General features: G+C 46.2%; 13 protein-coding genes. 4 read left to right on the top strand and 9 right to left on the bottom strand.

Going from position 1 to position 18,176, the window contains the following annotated elements; genetic code table 11:
- Positions 1-25 precede the first annotated feature (25 nt).
- The 3 genes from IUA53_RS02085 (at position 26) to IUA53_RS02075 (ending at position 2,672) form a co-directional block, all read left to right on the top strand.
- The gene (locus tag IUA53_RS02085; protein WP_196898167.1) at positions 26-706 is read left to right on the top strand and encodes a Fe2+-dependent dioxygenase; all 681 of its coding nucleotides are present in this window, start codon (positions 26-28) and stop codon (positions 704-706) included.
- 93 nt (positions 707-799) lie between these two features.
- The gene (locus tag IUA53_RS02080; protein ID WP_052364457.1) at positions 800-1,456 is read left to right on the top strand and encodes a methylamine utilization protein; all 657 of its coding nucleotides are present in this window, start codon (positions 800-802) and stop codon (positions 1,454-1,456) included.
- Positions 1,413-2,672, top strand: a complete 1,260-nt coding sequence (locus tag IUA53_RS02075; protein WP_231401238.1) for a hypothetical protein — start codon at positions 1,413-1,415, stop codon at positions 2,670-2,672. Before IUA53_RS02080 ends, IUA53_RS02075 begins: the two co-directional genes overlap by 44 nt.
- A gap of 11 nt (positions 2,673-2,683) precedes the next feature.
- Here the strand turns inward: IUA53_RS02075 and IUA53_RS02070 are convergent, their stop codons facing one another.
- The 3 genes from IUA53_RS02070 to IUA53_RS02060 all read right to left on the bottom strand — a co-directional run bounded on the left by IUA53_RS02070 (position 2,684) and on the right by IUA53_RS02060 (position 7,100).
- Positions 2,684-3,766, bottom strand: a complete 1,083-nt coding sequence (locus IUA53_RS02070) for a CNNM domain-containing protein (RefSeq protein ID WP_044448875.1) — start codon at positions 3,764-3,766, stop codon at positions 2,684-2,686.
- Positions 3,767-3,903: 137 nt separating this feature from the next.
- Complete coding sequence (locus tag IUA53_RS02065; protein ID WP_196898165.1) at positions 3,904-5,130, bottom strand: SO_0444 family Cu/Zn efflux transporter; 1,227 nt, start codon at positions 5,128-5,130, stop codon at positions 3,904-3,906.
- Positions 5,131-5,408: 278 nt separating this feature from the next.
- A complete protein-coding gene (locus IUA53_RS02060; protein ID WP_044058290.1) occupies positions 5,409-7,100 on the bottom strand; it encodes a carbon starvation CstA family protein in 1,692 nt (563 codons plus the stop codon).
- A 300-nt stretch (positions 7,101-7,400) separates the two neighbouring features.
- Here IUA53_RS02060 and IUA53_RS02055 point away from each other — a divergent pair, with 300 nt between their 5' ends.
- Positions 7,401-7,919, top strand: coding sequence for a membrane protein (locus IUA53_RS02055; protein WP_044058291.1), 519 nt, complete (start codon positions 7,401-7,403; stop codon positions 7,917-7,919).
- An 83-nt stretch (positions 7,920-8,002) separates the two neighbouring features.
- On the opposite strand, the gene IUA53_RS02050 is transcribed toward IUA53_RS02055, so the two are convergent.
- The 6 genes from IUA53_RS02050 to rpoC form a co-directional block, all read right to left on the bottom strand.
- A complete protein-coding gene (locus IUA53_RS02050) occupies positions 8,003-9,004 on the bottom strand; it encodes an alpha/beta hydrolase (protein ID WP_196898163.1) in 1,002 nt (333 codons plus the stop codon).
- A 349-nt stretch (positions 9,005-9,353) separates the two neighbouring features.
- Complete coding sequence (tuf, locus tag IUA53_RS02045) at positions 9,354-10,538, bottom strand: elongation factor Tu (protein WP_014980400.1); 1,185 nt, start codon at positions 10,536-10,538, stop codon at positions 9,354-9,356.
- A 63-nt stretch (positions 10,539-10,601) separates the two neighbouring features.
- Positions 10,602-12,704 carry an elongation factor G gene (fusA, locus tag IUA53_RS02040; protein WP_044058292.1) on the bottom strand — a complete coding sequence of 701 codons (2,103 nt, stop codon included), beginning with the start codon at positions 12,702-12,704 and terminating at the stop codon, positions 10,602-10,604.
- A gap of 27 nt (positions 12,705-12,731) precedes the next feature.
- On the bottom strand, positions 12,732-13,202 hold the full coding sequence (rpsG, locus tag IUA53_RS02035) for a 30S ribosomal protein S7 (RefSeq protein ID WP_044058293.1): 471 nt from the start codon (positions 13,200-13,202) through the stop codon (positions 12,732-12,734).
- Between the two features lie 75 nt (positions 13,203-13,277).
- A complete protein-coding gene (rpsL, locus tag IUA53_RS02030; RefSeq protein ID WP_013786326.1) occupies positions 13,278-13,652 on the bottom strand; it encodes a 30S ribosomal protein S12 in 375 nt (124 codons plus the stop codon).
- A gap of 310 nt (positions 13,653-13,962) precedes the next feature.
- Positions 13,963-18,135, bottom strand: coding sequence for a DNA-directed RNA polymerase subunit beta' (rpoC, locus tag IUA53_RS02025; protein WP_044058294.1), 4,173 nt, complete (start codon positions 18,133-18,135; stop codon positions 13,963-13,965).
- Between the last annotated feature and the right edge of the window lie 41 nt (positions 18,136-18,176).

Raw genomic sequence — 18,176 nt, 5'->3', positions numbered from 1 at the left:
CCACGACAAAGAGATACGTTGAACCATGATCGTTATTGATAACCTGCTAAGTGCTAACGAAGTTGAACAATTTGTTGAAGCACTAGCGCTTGTGCCCTTTAATGATGGTAAAGAAACCGCCATGGGCATGGCCGCTGGGGTTAAAAATAACGGTCAGGCAGACGCACAAAATAAGCAAGTTCAGCAACTGGCTAATCATTTGCTATCGACATTGGGAAGCCACCCTAAGGTGGTTTCTGCTGCGCTTCCTCAACGTATCTTCCCGCCTTGCTTTAATCGCTACAGCGAATCACAAACCTATGGTTATCATGTTGATGCGGCCATTATGCGCATCCCCAATACGGCGGACGTATTAAGAAGTGATATGTCGATGACGGTGTTCTTATCTGACCCTGATAGCTATGAAGGAGGAGAACTCGTTATTCAAACAGGCTTTGGCGAGCAGAGTATCAAGTGTGCCGCTGGCAGTGCTATTTTATACCCATCTTCAAGTTTACATAAAGTGACCCCCGTTACCAAAGGTGAACGAATGGCGGCCATCACGTGGATGCAAAGCATGGTCAGTGATCAGCACATTCGCGAGACGCTTTATCAATTGGATCAAAGCATTCAGTCACTTATTGCTAATGAGTCGGCCACGCGAGAAGAACTTGACCAATTGCATCATGTTTATCACAATCTGATTCGCAAATTTACCCAATTGTAAAAACCTACTAACTGGCAATGAAAGTAAAACCTGACTTGTCGGGTCTCTATATCGGGTATAGGCTATATATCACTCACCATTTGAGAAACCTGCATGAGAACAACACCTGTCCAGTTCATTTATTTGCTACTTTTCACCTTCTCGTGTTTATTTGTTAATGCGCAAGAATCGGTATCGGTGCAGGTTAACCTAAATGATGCCGAAAGCCATGCCGTGGAAAATGCCGTTATTATTTTTACGCCAACCTTTTCTGCCCCCGCAGTCTCAGAGCAGAACCAAACACCGGCAATCATGAATCAAATTGATAAACAATTTGCACCTCATGTTTTAGTGGTTCAAGCCGGCAGGTTTATTGCCTTTCCAAATGCCGACAACCTCTTTCATCACGTCTATTCTTTCTCGCCCGCAAAGCAATTTGAATTAAAGCTGTATAAGGAATTTACTGCTGAACCTTTGCGCTTCGACGAGCCGGGAATAGTGGACATAGGCTGTAACATTCACGATTGGATGTTAGGCTATATTGTGGTTACAGAGTCGCCCTATTTTATTAAGACAGACACTCATGGCAAAGCACAGATTGACCTACCAGCGGGTGAGTACGCGTTATCATTCTGGCACCCCCGCGCTAAGGATGCGACACCATTTAGCCAGAACACCATGGTATTTGACACCTCAAAGACGCTGTCTTTGCAACTCGATACAGTGATTGAAAACGACCTGGGGTTTGATGATGGGTTTGGCGAATACTAGCCGTACGCCTTTAACTAGCGCAGCTGTTTTCCTACTGACGCTTTTAGTCAGTGGTCAACTTTATGCAGACACCACCTTACTATTGCGTGGTGAATTGGTTAGCCAAGATGCAGACACCAGTTTTCAACAGCAAGGCATTAGTCATCAACGCTTCGACGATAATGAATTACAGCTGTCGCAAGCCATTTTAAGTACCCGCTTACAGCTAAACAGTGATTGGAAACTTCATGGTGTCTTCAACGCTTACAGTGATGGCGAGAAAACAGTGGGGGTCTCGCAGTTATTCGCCCAGTATCGTCCGTTGGTACGCCACACCATTAAACCCGAAGTCAAAGTCGGTGCTTTTTACCCCGCGCTTTCTGTCGAAAATACGGATATGGCTTGGCTATCTCCTCACTTTCTCTCGAACTCAGCCATTAATAGTTGGATTGGCGAGGAGCTTCGCATTGGAGGGGTAGAAGCCAGTTTACGGCAAAACGGCCGTCAAGTAAGACGTTCATGGTCGTGGAAAGCCTTAGCTGGCCTGTTTAAAGGCAATGACACCACAGGCACCTTATTATCTTGGCGTGGCTTCGCGTTACACGATCGCCAATCATTGTTTGACGATAGGGTTAATTTCTACCCCCTGCCTTGGATAGTGAATGATGATGAGTTAAATGCCCCTGCTTGGACAGAGCCCTTTAGAGAAATAGATAACCGAATAGGGTTTTACTTAGGCGGTCACCTCGCTTACCAGCGGCAATCGGAGCTACGTTATTATTACTACGACAATAGAGCAAATCCGATAAAAGTAGACCCAGATAGGCTTTATGCATGGCGAACTAAATTTCACTCTTTGTCTGTTCGACACCGCCTATCCTCTAAGCTAACTTTATTCAGCCAAGCGCTAGCGGGAAGCACATTAATGGGGGAAGATATTGTCAGAAACCACTTCTATAGTGTGTATCTTGCTGCTAGCTATCAACTTGACAACGCGGTGCTGTCTACTCGCTTAGACTGGTATCATGTGATTGATGATGACTCTACATGGCGGGATCCCAACCGAAGCATCGGCCAAGCCATGACGTTAAATTACTCCCGCCCCCTTTCCGAGTTGTTAACCCTGTCAGCGGAATGGCAACTGAATAAGGGTCAGCAGGCAAACCGCGTTGAAGCCCAGTACAGTGAATCTTTCAGTGAACATAGTGCCAAGCTAGCGATAACCCTTCGTTATTAACACCGAAGCGGCTACTGATCTTTACCATTTTTGTCTAACGCTGCATCAGGTACGTTTTTCACTAACATTCGCTCTTTACGCTTTATCATCATTTTAGCCAAGCGGCGCATGCTTACCGTGGTGTCTTTTTCATCGACAATATCTACACCGAGTAATCGCTCTAACAAATCTTCCAAGGTAAGCACACCTTCTAAGCCGCCGTATTCATCCACCACCAGCAACATATGAACGTGCTTATTAATGAAGTGTTCGAAGGTTACCGACAACGGCATAGTATTGAGCACGGTAACCATATCTTTAGCGTACTCAGACAAAGGCTTATCAGTATTTCCCCTTGCTTGCGCCACCAATAAATCGGAACGCATAACAAAACCGGTTATATTTTCCGAGTCCTTTTCTTCGTAGACTGGAATTCTGGAATATTCAATATTGGCGTATTTGTGGAAAAACGCCTCTACTGTGGTTTGCTCAGACACCGAAAACAACACGGTTCTGTGAGTAATCGCATCTTTGACTTTGAGTTCATGTAGGCTGAGCAGGCTCTTTAATACTGTGGCTTCGTGATTGGCCAACTGGCCTTCTTCACCCGATAACTCCGCCATGGCATGTAATTCACTTCGGCTTAACCCTCTTAGCGGACTGTCTTCTTTAAAGCCTCGGGTTAGTAGCGCAGACATTTTCACAAACGGCAATAAGATGAGCGATAAATACTTCAAAAAATACGCAGTGGCGGGGGCAAGGCCGCGCCAATAGGTGGCGCCTAATGTTTTAGGAATAATTTCTGAAAATACTAAGATAAGCAAAGTCAGTACGGCCGATATAACGCCTAAGTAGGCCTCACCAAATACCGCAGCGGCTTGCGCGCCTGCGCCTGCTGCTCCCATTGTATGAGCGATAGTATTTAAGGTCAGTATGGCCGATAGAGGGGTATTGATATTGTCTGTTTGCTTTCGTAGTAGCGCCCCGCTAGGACGCCCTTCTTTCTCTAATACAGAGATGTAAGCAGAGGACACACTAAGTATGACAGCTTCAGCAATGGAACATAAAAAAGAAAAGCCCAGTGCAATAACGACATAAAAAATTAATAACAGCATGTGTCCTTTCCGTGAAAATGGATCCTAAACTCAAACCCCTATTATGCTGTCATAGACGCCACTTACAAGAGCAGTTCCTAATTTTTCTTTTGCTGCTTCCGTTGATGTGGATTTACGCACCCGCCTTTGGCGCCGTCTTACCCACAACAATGGCTACTTTCGTGCTTTACTCTATTCAACGCTGACATCTTTTTAATGTATAGGCGCACTATCAACCCAGCTAAAACCACTGCGCAAAGTGCGTAAATGGCTTGAACATCGGCACCATGCTGATGCAATGCCCCTTCAGTTTTAATGAGGCCTTGTAGTGAAAATGCGGACACCGCCCAGTTAACTAAATAGCCAAATGCGATACTGGCAGACACCACACTAAAAAGGTACGTCACTAGGGTTTTGCTGCCCATTTCTTGCTTTATCATACCCATAGTAGAAACGTTTGTGGCTGGCCCCGCCATTAAAAATACCAACACAGCACCGGGAGATAATCCGGCGGCTAAAAATCCCACCGCGAGTGGGGTAGAAGCCGTTGCGCAAATATACATAGGAATACCAATCACTGCCATAACCAACATCGCGATAACACCGTCGCCCCATTGGGTGAGAAAATCGGTGGGCACCCAGGTTTTGATGGCGGCAGCTAAGGCTAAACCAATGAGCAGCCACTTAACGATATCATCTAATAATTTTCCACTGGCATAACTCACCACTTGGCCTAATTTTGCCACACCAGTAGAAAAAACACCGGCGTGAGCAGGGGCGTCTGCTTTGGCTTCACCAGAACAACAGGTGTCTTCTTTAACCGGCGAGGCGTTCACAGTTGTACTGTCACAGCAGCTATGTTGATTAGTCTCGACTTTAATAACCTCTGCTTTTGAACTGCAGCATGTACTTTGCGAGGTAGAAGAACGATGCCCGTGACCGTCATCATGAGTAGACACCTTAGCTACAGGCGCGTGATTAAATAAGCGCACCATGAGACCCGCATAGATAGCACTCACAATAGCGGCAATGGGCCTGACAATGGCATACAACGGGCCTAACAATGCATATGAAACAGAAACACTGTCTACCCCAGTTTCGGGAGTAGAAACTAAAAAGGAAATAGTCGAAGGCGTAGAAGCGCCACTTCGGCGTAAACCGAGTGCAGCAGGAATGACGCCACAGGAACACAAAGGCAAAGGCGCGCCTATAACGGCTGCTTTCGTAATAGCACCCACAGAGTTATTCCCCATGTGGCGCTCTAAAAATGTCACGGGTACTAATTCATGCATGATGCCCGCAACCAATAAGCCCAATAGTAGCCAAGGCGCAGACTCTAAGAACAGTGCAACGAAGTTTTGACCCAGCATTAAAATATCGGACATGTACCCTCTCTGCCGTGTTAGGGGTTAGCTGATCCGTGTTGACACTTAGGTATCTCCAGAGCCATTTAGCCTCATTGTGCACCAATGCCCTTGATAACCCGCGTGACTAAGCACCCAAAGAATTCTATTTCATAGTAACAGAAGTCTCTCACCACAGAAAATGGCGAAAAACGATTAGTTTAATTTGTTTAGCGCAAACAAAATAAGGCCAGCATGTTAGGCTGGCCTTATTTCATGATTGACGCGTTATCGACAATAACGATACTACAAGGTGCCTTTTAACCTTCAGACTCTAGGCTTTCGCGCTTTTCATCCTTTTTCAGTTTGGACACCACGGAGAACGCTTCAAGCATAACCAGCACAGAGACCACCAACACGACTGCATCAAGGAACACCAATAGGTAGTTTTCAGCCAGATAGTATTCTTTTAGCTTAATTAGCCCGGCGAAAAACGCCATTACGAGTACAAACACCATAGGGATGAGGGTGTATTTGGCGGGGCGTCCTAGCTTTATCAACATCACAGAGATAACCAACAAGGTGAGGCTGGCAAGTATCTGGTTGGTTGAACCAAACAGTGGCCAAATGATCATACCGCCACTTCCAGACGCGCCGCCTGCGCCAAAGGCTAATAGTAGGCAACATCCCACGGCAAGCAAGGTAGCAACCACACCGTTTTTCAATAGGTTAATGGCGTAAATATCCCCCCATTCTTGAATAATGTAACGCTGAAGGCGTACACCAGAGTCCATGGTGGTACCGGCAAACAACACCACCATGACAGCCAGAATAGTGGATGAGAAATCTACAGGTAGCCCCCACCCTTGTTGAATGAGATTTGCGCCGCCGGTAATAAAGGCCCCTACGCTGCCCGCTCCAAGATGACTATAGACTTCATGCCACTCTTCCGGCGATGCTGCAAACGCTACACCACTGACGGCCACAATGGTAATGAGTGCCAGAGAGCCTTCCCCAATAGCGCCTAAGTAGCCTACAAAACGCGCATCGGTTTCTTTATCTAGCTGTTTAGAGCTTGTACCTGAAGCCACAATACCGTGGAAACCGGATACAGCGCCACACGCAATCGTCACGAACAGCAAAGGAATCAGGCTAGGCGAATCAATGGCGGTTTGGGTATTAAACGCTGGTGCGGTAATGTCTGGTAGTGAAAAGAAAACCGCGCCATACAGTAAGAACAGCCCCACTAATAACTGCATACCATTAATGAAGTCACGGGGTTGCAATAACATCCATACCGGAAGTAAGGACGCAATGGCTGCGTAAACAAACAAGATAATGATCCAGTTTGCTTTGTCTGCTAAACCGAACATGGTTTCCGGCAAACTAATCGGAATATAACTGCCAAAATAAACAGATGCATACAGTACAGCAATACCGACTAAGCAAAGCGGCACCAATGCAAAATTACGTTTTAACAATTGCCCAATAACTAAGGCAACGGCTATGGCCATCCATGCAGGAAATACAGCATTGGGCTGTGAAACGAAGGAATTGGCGATCACCACACCAAATACCGCATTCACCATAAGCAATACCAGGAAGATGACAATCATAAACAACGAGCGTGAGCGCTTACCTATCACACTTTCAGATAACGCCCCCATTGATTTGCCTTTATGGCGTGAACTGGCCCACAAGGCGCCCATATCGTGCACCCCGGCAAACAATATTGTACCAAACACAACCCATAACACCGCGGGAACCCAGCCCCAATACACCGCAATAGCGGGTCCAACAATGGGGGCAGCACCGGCTACCGAGGTGAAATGGTGCCCCCACAATACCACTTTGTTAGTAGGAACAAAGTCCACACCGTCTTGTTCGGTGTGTGCGGGGGTAACGAAACTATCATCCAATTTAAATATGCGGCTTGCGATAAATTTTGAATACACAAACCAACCAAACATCATTCCGATGATGCCCAGTATAACGATGGCAATAGACTGCATGTTATTATCCTACTGTCGCATTAGTACACGCCGTAAGGGCGCTACGGTAACTAAAAGTGGGTAAAAGCATTACCCAATACGTAATTAGAACATTAATGTGGCGTTAACAAACGGGATGTTAGACTAAAGTCTCATTAACGAGAAGTTTTTTGCTACTCGTCGTACCATTTTTACGACAATTTTCATGTTTTTCCGGCAAATTTCTTAAAATTCCGCCATTTATCCCCGTGCCACTTCAAATAATACTTATTCTCGTTTATAACTATAGCCCCTAATCATCATACAAACTTGAAAACATCTATGGCTTCACCAAAATTACACATGGCATTTCGTAAATATCACCGCTGGCTGGGATTTTTCCTTGCTGGGATAATGGCTGTGTATGCCATTAGTGGGATTTTATTGATTTTCCGTCCCACCGACTTCTTAAAGTTTGAGCAAACTGAGATAAGACAATTAGACAGCGGGCTTACTGCCAAACAACTTCCTAATGTGCTTAAAATAAAGGGAAGTCGCGTTGTGGATGAAACCGATACCCACATCACCTTAAACGTGGGTGAGTATAGTAAAGCATCGGGTGAAGCGACTATTACCCGCAAGAACTACCCGTTGGTGCTTAATAAAATGGTTAAGCTACACAAAGCCACCAACAATAGCCCGCTATTTTGGCTGAATATTTTCTTTGGTATTAGCTTACTATTTTTCGTTATTTCTGCATTTTTGATGTTTATTCCCAAACTGCCCATGTATAAAAATGGATTGAAAATAGCGGGAATAGGTGCGGTGGTTACTGTACTCGTTGTCGTATTCGGCTCTTAAGCTCGCAACACCTAAAGCACCCACAGGGGCATGCTGCACAAAAGGAATACTTCACTGCAGCACGCCCAACTACCGTCAACCGTCTAATTCGTAAAGCCCACCAAAAAACGTTTCAGCTGTCGATATACAGACTGAGATTCAGGGGTTTGATGCGACACCAAATAGTCGGCATGGGACAGACCTTCATAAACGTCTAGTACGGTAGTGACACCCGCATCACGCATTTTACGGTTTACCCTTACCGTATCGCTTAAAAACATATCCCGCGTCCCTGTAACTAAAAAGGTAGGCGGAAAGTCGGTAAAGTCACCATAGATGGGCGACAATTTCGGATGGGTGAGAGGGGTATTACCCGCATATAAGCGCGCCGATGCGCCGAGTGTTCCATCGTAGGTAATCAGAATCCTATCGATGCCTTCATTGGTATACAGAGAGTCACCCGTTTTCGTTAAATCAGCCCAAGGCGTACCTGCATAAATGGCCCTTGGCGTTGCCAAACCATTTTCAATTAGCCCTTGAACAAACGCGAGCAGTAAGCCCCCGCCTGCTGAAGTGCCCCCCATAAAAATATGATTAGCATCGTATTGCTGAGATAGAACACGATAAACATGTTTAACATCATCAAGCGCTGCAGGAAACGGGGAGGCAGGTGGCATTCTATAGTCGACACTGTACACCACGATCCCCAACCTGTGGGCAACCAAAATACCCTCTTCAATAGAAGGCAAGCCGGCGAATAACACATAAGCCCCGCCGTGAATATCAATATACACATGGTCTTTGAATTCGGGAGACAGAGACTTCGGCGTTATCTTACGAACCGTTACACCCGTTATATCGAGCATCTCAACCGTCACCCCATAATGCTTACGCATGTTTTTAATTTTGGTTTTTTGCATTTTGTTTGTGGCCTGTACATAGTCACGCCACTGCGCGGCTGTCGTAGGAACAAATGACCTGGCTTCCTCCACTGAAGGCGAAGGATATTGCGCAAGCGCCGCTTTTAATTCAGCACTAATAGACTGAGGTATGGGCACCTCTTTAGCCTGTTCCCCCGCCACCACTTTATCAACACCTTGAACCATTAAAATCACCAAACTACAAAAAACAAGAAGACCATAGCGATGCATAGTATAAACACCATCGAAGTAAACCAGCGACTACCATAGCAAACCTCCACGAAAAACACGCTGTTATAAAGGCAATCACGTACTAATAGGGTCACTCTGCATCCCCTCCCCCAGACTTTCTACTATGCCGTGCAAAGGAAGTGAGTGTTGTGCCCTCTGAAACCCTACACCGCAGGGATGCGGTGTCGGAGCCCCCATGGATGGGTTCACGGCGTGTTCTAGAGTTGAACAAGCGCCCTCTGGTGTGCAGGCATAAAAAAAGCGCACCTAAGTGCGCTTTTTGGCTTGTGTTGCTAAGTCTAGATTAGTCTAGGATCTTAGATACAACACCAGCACCTACTGTACGACCACCTTCACGGATTGCGAAACGAAGACCTTCTTCCATCGCAATCGGAGCAATTAGCTCAACTTTAAATTTAAGGTTGTCACCAGGCATTACCATTTCTACGCCTTCTGGAAGCTCTACAGCACCAGTTACGTCAGTTGTACGGAAGTAGAACTGTGGACGGTAGCCTTTGAAGAATGGAGTATGACGACCACCTTCATCTTTAGACAGTACGTATACTTCTGCTTCGAAGTTAACGTGTGGCGTGATTGAACCAGGCTTAGCTAGTACTTGACCACGTTCAACTTCGTCACGCTTAGTACCACGTAGAAGAACACCAACGTTCTCACCAGCACGGCCTTCGTCAAGAAGCTTACGGAACATCTCAACACCAGTACAAGTCGTCTTAGTTGTATCTTTGATACCAACGATTTCTACTTCTTCACCTACTTTAACGATACCTTGCTCAACACGACCTGTTACAACAGTACCACGGCCTGAGATTGAGAAAACATCTTCAATTGGAAGAATGAACGGCTTGTCGATTGCACGCTCTGGCTCTGGGATGTATGAATCAAGCGCTTCACCAAGCTCGATGATTTTCTTTTCCCATTCTGCGTCGCCTTCAAGGGCTTTAAGCGCAGAACCTTGGATAACTGGAAGGTCATCACCAGGGAATTCGTATTCGTTAAGAAGTTCACGAACTTCCATTTCTACTAGCTCTAGAAGCTCTTCATCATCAACCATGTCACATTTGTTCATGAATACGATGATGTAAGGAATACCAACCTGACGACCAAGTAGGATGTGCTCACGAGTCTGAGGCATAGGGCCATCAGTCGCAGCAACTACTAGGATACCACCGTCCATCTGAGCAGCACCGGTGATCATGTTTTTAACGTAATCAGCGTGTCCTGGGCAGTCTACGTGAGCGTAATGACGAGTAGGAGTGTCATACTCTACGTGTGAAGTAGAAATGGTGATACCACGTGCTTTCTCTTCAGGCGCGTTATCGATTTGATCGAAAGCCTGAGCAGAACCGCCGTAAGTTTTAGAAAGAACTGTAGTGATAGCTGCAGTTAGCGTAGTTTTACCGTGGTCAACGTGGCCGATAGTACCCACGTTTACGTGGGGTTTCGTACGTTCAAACTTTTCTTTTGCCATTTTTCTCGTTTCCTAAGTTAAAAGTCCGACCCACAAATAGACCGGACCGAACCTTCATTTAGATTAAATTCTAGATTCAATAATAGCCTGCGCCACATTGTTCGGCGCCTCAGAATAATTGAAGAACTCCATTGAGTATGATGCACGACCCTGCGTTTGTGAACGCAGCGCAGTAGCATACCCAAACATTTCTGAAAGCGGCACTTTTGCACGTATTATTTTAACACCTGCTACGCCATCTTCCATACCTTCGATCATGCCGCGACGACGATTTAAGTCACCAACAACATCACCCATCCAGTCTTCTGGAGTCGTTACTTCAACTTTCATAGTGGGTTCAAGCAACACCGGATTTGCTTCTGCGGCGCCATTTTTGAAACCCATAGAGCCGGCGATCTTAAACGCCATTTCAGAAGAGTCAACATCATGGTATGAACCATCGAACAATGTAACCTTAACGTCAAGTACCGGATACCCTGCTACGACACCACTTTGCAACTGCTCCTGAATTCCTTTATCGACTGCGGGGATGTACTCTTTGGGTACAACACCACCGACGATTTCGTTCACAAATTCGTAGCCTGCGCCTTCTTCCTGAGGCTCAATACGCAACCAAACATGGCCAAATTGACCACGGCCGCCCGACTGACGAACGAACTTCCCTTCCACTTCAACAGATTTACGAAGGGTTTCACGATAGGCTACCTGAGGGTTACCTACGTTACATTCAACCTTAAATTCGCGTTTCATGCGATCGACAATAATATCCAGGTGCAGTTCACCCATACCGGAAATGATTGTCTGGCCTGTCTCGTCATCTGTTCTTACTTTAAATGACGGATCTTCAGCCGCTAATTTGCTAAGTGCAAGACCCATTTTTTCTTGGTCTGCCTGCGACTTAGGTTCAACTGCAATAGAGATAACCGGCTCTGGAAAATCCATGCGCTCAAGGGTAATCACATTATTAGGATCACACAAGGTGTCGCCTGTGGTTACGTCTTTTAATCCAATGGCAGCGGCGATATCGCCAGCGCGCACTTCTTTTAACTCTTCGCGATCTTTTGCATGCATTTGAACAATACGTCCAAAGCGCTCACGCTTACCCTTCACTGGGTTATAAACCGTGTCACCCGTGTTTACCACGCCTGAGTAACAACGGAAGAAGGTAAGCGTACCCACGAATGGGTCGGTTGCAATTTTGAATGCAAGCGCAGAAAACGGCTCGTTGTCGTCTGCATGACGCTCAGCTTCTGTTTCGTCTTTGTCGTCAAGCACACCTGTGATGGCTTTAACTTCTGTCGGAGCAGGTAAAAAGTCGATAACAGCATCGAGTACAGCTTGAACACCTTTGTTTTTGAAGGCACTGCCACAAGTGGCAAGAACAATTTCGTTGTTCAAGGTACGCGTACGAAGGCCTAAACGAATCTCTTCCTCGGTGAGCTCTTCGCCTTCCAAGTACTTATCCATTAACGCTTCTGATGCTTCTGCAGCCGCTTCAATCATTTCGACACGGTACTGCTCTGCTTTATCGAGATATTCAGCCGGAATGTCTTCATAGGTAAAGGTCATACCCATGTCAGCCTCATTCCAGTTGATTGACTTCATCTTAATTAAATCGATGACGCCATGGAATTCATCTTCAGCGCCCATGTTCAATTGAATTGGAACACAGTTTGCGCCTAAACGTTTGCGGATTTGACCCACAACGCGTTCAAAATCAGCGCCAGCCCGGTCCATCTTATTGACGAACACAAGGCGTGGCACTTCATATTTATCAGCCTGTCGCCAGACTGTTTCTGATTGAGGTTCAACCCCGGAAGACCCACAAAAAACAACTACAGCGCCATCGAGAACACGTAACGAACGCTCTACTTCAATAGTAAAGTCTACGTGTCCAGGGGTGTCTATGATGTTGATCCTGTGTTGATCGTACTGTTGCTCCATACCAGACCAGAAACAGGTAGTGGCAGCAGACGTGATAGTAATACCACGCTCCTGCTCTTGTTCCATCCAGTCCATGGTTGCAGCACCATCATGCACTTCACCGATTTTATGAGACAGTCCTGTATAAAACAGAACACGCTCTGTGGTCGTGGTTTTACCCGCGTCCACGTGAGCCACAATACCAATATTGCGATAACGCTCAATCGAGGTCTTACGAGGCATAAATCTCTCTCAGTTATATAACGTTGATTACCAACGGTAATGAGCAAACGCTTTGTTTGCTTCGGCCATACGGTGAACGTCTTCACGTTTCTTAACCGCTGAACCTTTGTTTTCTGCAGCATCAAGCATTTCAGCCGCTAGGCGTTGTGCCATAGACTTTTCGCCACGTTTACGTGCAGCTTCTACCATCCAACGCATACCTAGTGCATTACGACGAACTGGACGTACTTCAACTGGAACCTGATAAGTTGAACCACCTACACGACGAGATTTAACCTCTACAGTAGGACGGATGTTATCAAGTGCTTCCTCGAATACATCTAGGTGTGCCTTGCCGGTTTTTTCAGCAACAATATCAAGCGCACCGTAAACGATTTTTTCAGCGACTGACTTTTTGCCGTCGAGCATTACGACATTCATGAATTTTGCAAGTAGTTGTGAACCGAACTTCGGCTCAGGTAGGATTTTACGTTGACCTACGACTCTTCTTCTTGGCATTTTCTCTTCTCCGTATGAATTCAGGGATAACCCAAAACTCTTAAACTTCAGTTTGGCCTTACTAACGGAGAACCGTTAAGATTTAGGCTTCTTCGCACCGTACTTAGAACGGGCTTGCTTACGATCGTTAACGCCTGCACAGTCAAGGGTACCGCGAACTGTGTGATAACGAACACCTGGTAAGTCTTTAACACGACCACCACGGATAAGTACTACACTGTGCTCTTGTAGGTTGTGACCTTCACCACCGATGTATGAAGAAACTTCAAAACCGTTAGTTAGACGTACACGACATACTTTACGTAGTGCAGAGTTTGGTTTCTTTGGCGTAGTAGTATATACACGAGTACATACACCACGTCTTTGTGGACAAGCTTGCAAAGCAGCTACGTTGCTTTTTTCAACGGGCTTTTTGCGAGGCTTGCGCACTAACTGGTTAACTGTTGCCATTAACTAGCTCCTGATTAAAAACTACGAAAACCCAATCACTATGATTGGGTCCATACTAATGCGACTTCATCTTCGTCGCTCTCTTATTGCTAACCCTGTGCTCGTCAGGTTTAGCAGAGCTCTGATACAAAAAACCGCGCCCCTTTTCTGTTACCTTTTAAAGGCTATCAAAAATCGGGTCGCGGAATATTAATGATCATCGCCCTGACTGTCAAGCTGTACAAAGGATAGGCAGTTAATATTCCTAAAATATGTCAGCTTGACGTGCCAATTTGTTAGGAGCACGTTAACGTGCTCCCATAATCATACCTTATTCGGCAGTATCTTCGTCTGCACCCGCATTTAGCGCTTCGGTTAATGCCTGTTCTGCTTCTGCAGCAGATACTGACATTTCTTCGATTTGCTCTTTGCGTTTTTGTGCACGACGTTCGTGGTAAGCGAAACCGGTACCCGCTGGAATGAGTCGACCAACGATTACGTTTTCTTTCAGACCACGTAGGTCATCTTCTTTACCTTGAACCGCAGCTTCGGTAAGAACACGGGTTGTTTCTTGGAACGAGGCCGCTGAGATAAATGACTCAGTAGACAGTGACGCTTTGGTGATACCAAGCAGTTGTGTTTCATACTGCGCTGGGATCTTACCGTGTTTTTCAATTTCACGGTTAGCCACTTTAACGTTCGAGACTTCAACCTGCTCGCCTTCAAGGAACTGGGTATCGCCTGGGTGCGTGATAATACATTTACGTAGCATCTGACGGATAACGACTTCAATGTGCTTATCGTTAATTTTTACACCCTGTAGACGGTATACTTCCTGAACTTCGTTCACGATGTAGTTCGCTACCGCTGAGATACCACGTAGACGCAAGATATCATGTGGAGATTCTGGACCATCGGCGATAACTTCACCTTTTTCCACTTTCTCACCTTCAAACACGTTAAGTTGACGCCACTTGGGAATCATCTCTTCGTATGCGTCGCCGTCTGGCGGCGTGATAACAAGACGTTTCTTACCTTTGGTTTCTTTACCAAAGCCGATAGTACCTGACACTTCTGCAAGAATAGCTGGCTCTTTCGGTTTACGCGCTTCAAACAGGTCGGCTACGCGAGGTAGACCACCGGTAATATCACGGGTCTTCGAGCTTTCTTGAGGTATACGTGCTAGCACATCACCTTCATTAGCCACTTTGCCTTCTTTCGCTTCAATAGTGGTGAAGCTCGGAAGACGAATTTCTTGAAGACCGAACTCGTCGCTCTCTAGAATTAGCTTAGGCTCTTTAGAGTTAACCTTAGAAAGATCTTTCACTACGATACGTGTAAGACCGGTCAGCTCATCCTGCTGCATCTCGGTGTTAGAGTCGTCAATGTCAGCGAAGCTAATCTTAGCTGCACGTTCAGTAACGATTGGGTGACTATGCGGATCCCAGTTAGCAACAATGTCGCCAGCTGCAATCGTTGCACCGTCATCCACGCTAAGTACAGCACCGTATGGCACTTTATAGCGCTCTTTCTCACGACCTTGCTCATCAATAACAGTAAGCTCGGTTGAACGAGAAACGATAACCAATTTGCTATCAGAGTTACGTACGAACTTCGCATTGTGTAGCTTAAGGCTACCCGCTGTTTTAACCTGTACGCTGTTTTCTGCTGATGCTCTTGATGCCGCACCACCGATGTGGAAGGTACGCATGGTAAGCTGTGTACCTGGTTCACCGATTGACTGTGCTGCAATAACACCAACCGATTCACCACTACCTACCATGTGACCACGTGCTAGGTCACGACCGTAACACTTAGCACATACGCCGAAGTCGTTGTCACAAGTGATTACTGAGCGAACCATAACTTGATCCACTGAGTTCGCTTCCAACATGTCTACTAGCGCTTCATCAAGCAATACGTTACGTTCAACAAGCACTTCATCAGAACCTGGCTTGATAACGTCTTCAGCGATAACACGACCGAGTACACGTTCACGTAGTGGCTCAACAACGTCTCCACCTTCGATAAGTGGTGTCATTTGAACACCTTCGAATGTGCCACAGTCGTCGTTAGTGATAACCAAATCTTGTGCAACGTCTACTAGACGACGGGTTAGGTAACCCGAGTTAGCAGTCTTAAGTGCAGTATCCGCTAGACCTTTACGCGCACCGTGAGTAGAGATGAAGTACTGTAGTACGTTCAGACCTTCACGGAAGTTCGCCGTAATTGGTGTTTCGATGATTGAGCCATCTGGCTTAGCCATCAGACCACGCATACCCGCTAACTGACGAATCTGTGCGGCACTACCACGAGCACCGGAGTCAGCCATCATGTAAACAGAGTTAAATGATGATTGCTCTTCTTCTTCGCCATCGCGGTTAATTACGATGTCAGTCTTAAGGTTATCCATCATGGCCTTTGCAACTTTCTCGTTGGCATTAGACCAGATATCGATAACTTTGTTGTAACGCTCACCCGCGGTAACAAGACCGTTTTGGAACTGTTCCTGAATTTCGATAACTTCTGCTTCAGCCGCGTCGATAATTTCTTTCTTAGCAGCAGGGATAACCATATCGTCGATACCAACAGATGCACCCGCGATCATCGCGTAGTGGAAACCGGTATACATGATTTGGTCAGCAGCAATGACTGTGTCTTTCAGACCTAGCGTACGGTAACAAGCATTCAATAGTTTTGAAATTTGCTTTTTACCCATGGCTTGGTTGATGATTTCAAACGGCAGACCCTTAGGTAGGATCAGTGAGAAAATCGCACGACCAACCGTAGTGTCAGTGAGCGTAACTTTCTCAGTTTTGTTGCCATCTTCATCGATGTCGAATTCTGAAATACGTACTTTAACGCGAGAATGAAGCTCAGCATTACCTGTACGGTATGCTTTTTCTGCTTCGTTCGGGCTGGTAAATACCATGCCTTCGCCTAAGCCGTTTACTTTGTCACGGGTTAAGTAGTAAAGACCTAATACAACGTCCTGTGAAGGTACGATGATTGGTTCACCATTCGCCGGTGACAGAATGTTGTTCGTAGACATCATTAACGCACGTGCTTCTAGCTGTGCTTCGATTGTCAACGGAACGTGTACCGCCATTTGGTCTCCATCGAAGTCGGCGTTATACGCCGCACACACTAGCGGGTGAAGCTGAATCGCTTTACCTTCGATAAGTGTTGGTTCGAATGCTTGGATACCCAAACGGTGAAGTGTAGGTGCACGGTTAAGTAGTACCGGGTGTTCGCGGATAACGTCGTCTAGTACGTCCCAAACCTCTGGTGCTTCGCGCTCTACAAGCTTCTTAGCTGCTTTAATTGTTGTGGCTAAACCACGGCCTTCAAGCTTACCGTAGATAAACGGTTTGAATAGCTCAAGTGCCATCTTCTTAGGAAGACCACACTGGTGAAGACGTAGTGTAGGACCAACGGTAATTACAGAACGGCCTGAGTAGTCAACACGCTTACCAAGAAGGTTTTGACGGAAACGACCTTGCTTACCTTTGATCATGTCTGCAAGCGACTTAAGTGGACGCTTGTTAGAACCCGTGATCGCACGACCACGACGACCGTTATCTAGAAGGGCATCTACCGCTTCCTGAAGCATACGTTTTTCGTTACGTACGATAATATCAGGAGCCGCAAGGTCTAGAAGACGCTTAAGACGGTTGTTACGGTTGATAACACGACGGTATAAATCGTTAAGGTCAGACGTTGCAAAACGGCCGCCATCTAGTGGTACTAGCGGACGTAAATCCGGTGGAAGAACCGGAAGTACTGTCAAGATCATCCACTCTGGCTTATTACCAGACTGTTGGAATGATTCTAGTAACTTAAGACGCTTAGTGATTTTCTTACGCTTAGTCTCAGAGTTAATTGAAGGTAACTCTTCACGCATGGCTGCTACATCGGCATCAACGTCAAGGACAGTTAGCAAATCGAAAACCGCTTCGGCACCCATTTTAGCGTCGAACTCGTCACCGTGCTCTTCTAGAGAGTCAAGGTACTCTTCTTCGTTAAGAAGTTGTCCACGTTCTAGGGTCGTCATACCTGGCTCGGTTACCACGTATGATTCAAAATAAAGCACGCGTTCGATATCACGCAGTGTCATATCAAGCATTAAGCCGATACGAGACGGGAGTGATTTAAGGAACCAGATGTGTGCCACTGGGCTAGCTAGCTCGATGTGGCCCATACGCTCACGACGAACTTTAGTCAGCGTCACTTCAACGCCACACTTCTCGCAGATAACACCACGGTGCTTAAGACGCTTATACTTGCCGCAAAGACATTCGTAGTCTTTTACCGGACCAAAGATACGCGCACAGAACAGCCCGTCACGCTCAGGCTTGAACGTACGGTAGTTAATGGTTTCAGGCTTTTTAACTTCACCAAATGACCATGAACGAATCATGTCAGGTGAAGCAAGACCAATGCGAATATTATCGAATTCTTCGGTCTTGTTTTGTTGCTTTAGAAACTTTAATAAGTCTTTCACATTACTCTCCCAGCGGAGTCAGTCTCTAGAACCCGGCGCAA

This window comes from Alteromonas sp. B31-7 (assembly GCF_015767655.1).
Taxonomy (GTDB): domain Bacteria; phylum Pseudomonadota; class Gammaproteobacteria; order Enterobacterales; family Alteromonadaceae; genus Alteromonas; species Alteromonas australica.
The sequence above is the reverse complement of the archived record's forward strand: the minus strand, read 5'-3'. Positions and strand labels throughout refer to the sequence as shown.

Excerpts from the sequence above, each read along its gene's own strand:
- IUA53_RS02085 (WP_196898167.1), top strand. The coding sequence starts at position 26 with ATGATCGTTATTGATAACCTGCTAAGTGCTAACGAAGTTGAACAATTT.
- IUA53_RS02080 (WP_052364457.1), top strand. The coding sequence starts at position 800 with ATGAGAACAACACCTGTCCAGTTCATTTATTTGCTACTTTTCACCTTC.
- IUA53_RS02070 (WP_044448875.1), bottom strand. The coding sequence starts at position 3,766 with ATGCTGTTATTAATTTTTTATGTCGTTATTGCACTGGGCTTTTCTTTT.
- IUA53_RS02065 (WP_196898165.1), bottom strand. The coding sequence starts at position 5,130 with ATGTCCGATATTTTAATGCTGGGTCAAAACTTCGTTGCACTGTTCTTA.
- IUA53_RS02060 (WP_044058290.1), bottom strand. The coding sequence starts at position 7,100 with ATGCAGTCTATTGCCATCGTTATACTGGGCATCATCGGAATGATGTTT.
- IUA53_RS02055 (WP_044058291.1), top strand. The coding sequence starts at position 7,401 with ATGGCTTCACCAAAATTACACATGGCATTTCGTAAATATCACCGCTGG.
- IUA53_RS02050 (WP_196898163.1), bottom strand. The coding sequence starts at position 9,004 with ATGGTTCAAGGTGTTGATAAAGTGGTGGCGGGGGAACAGGCTAAAGAG.
- tuf (WP_014980400.1), bottom strand. The coding sequence starts at position 10,538 with ATGGCAAAAGAAAAGTTTGAACGTACGAAACCCCACGTAAACGTGGGT.
- fusA (WP_044058292.1), bottom strand. The coding sequence starts at position 12,704 with ATGCCTCGTAAGACCTCGATTGAGCGTTATCGCAATATTGGTATTGTG.
- rpsG (WP_044058293.1), bottom strand. The coding sequence starts at position 13,202 with ATGCCAAGAAGAAGAGTCGTAGGTCAACGTAAAATCCTACCTGAGCCG.
- rpsL (WP_013786326.1), bottom strand. The coding sequence starts at position 13,652 with ATGGCAACAGTTAACCAGTTAGTGCGCAAGCCTCGCAAAAAGCCCGTT.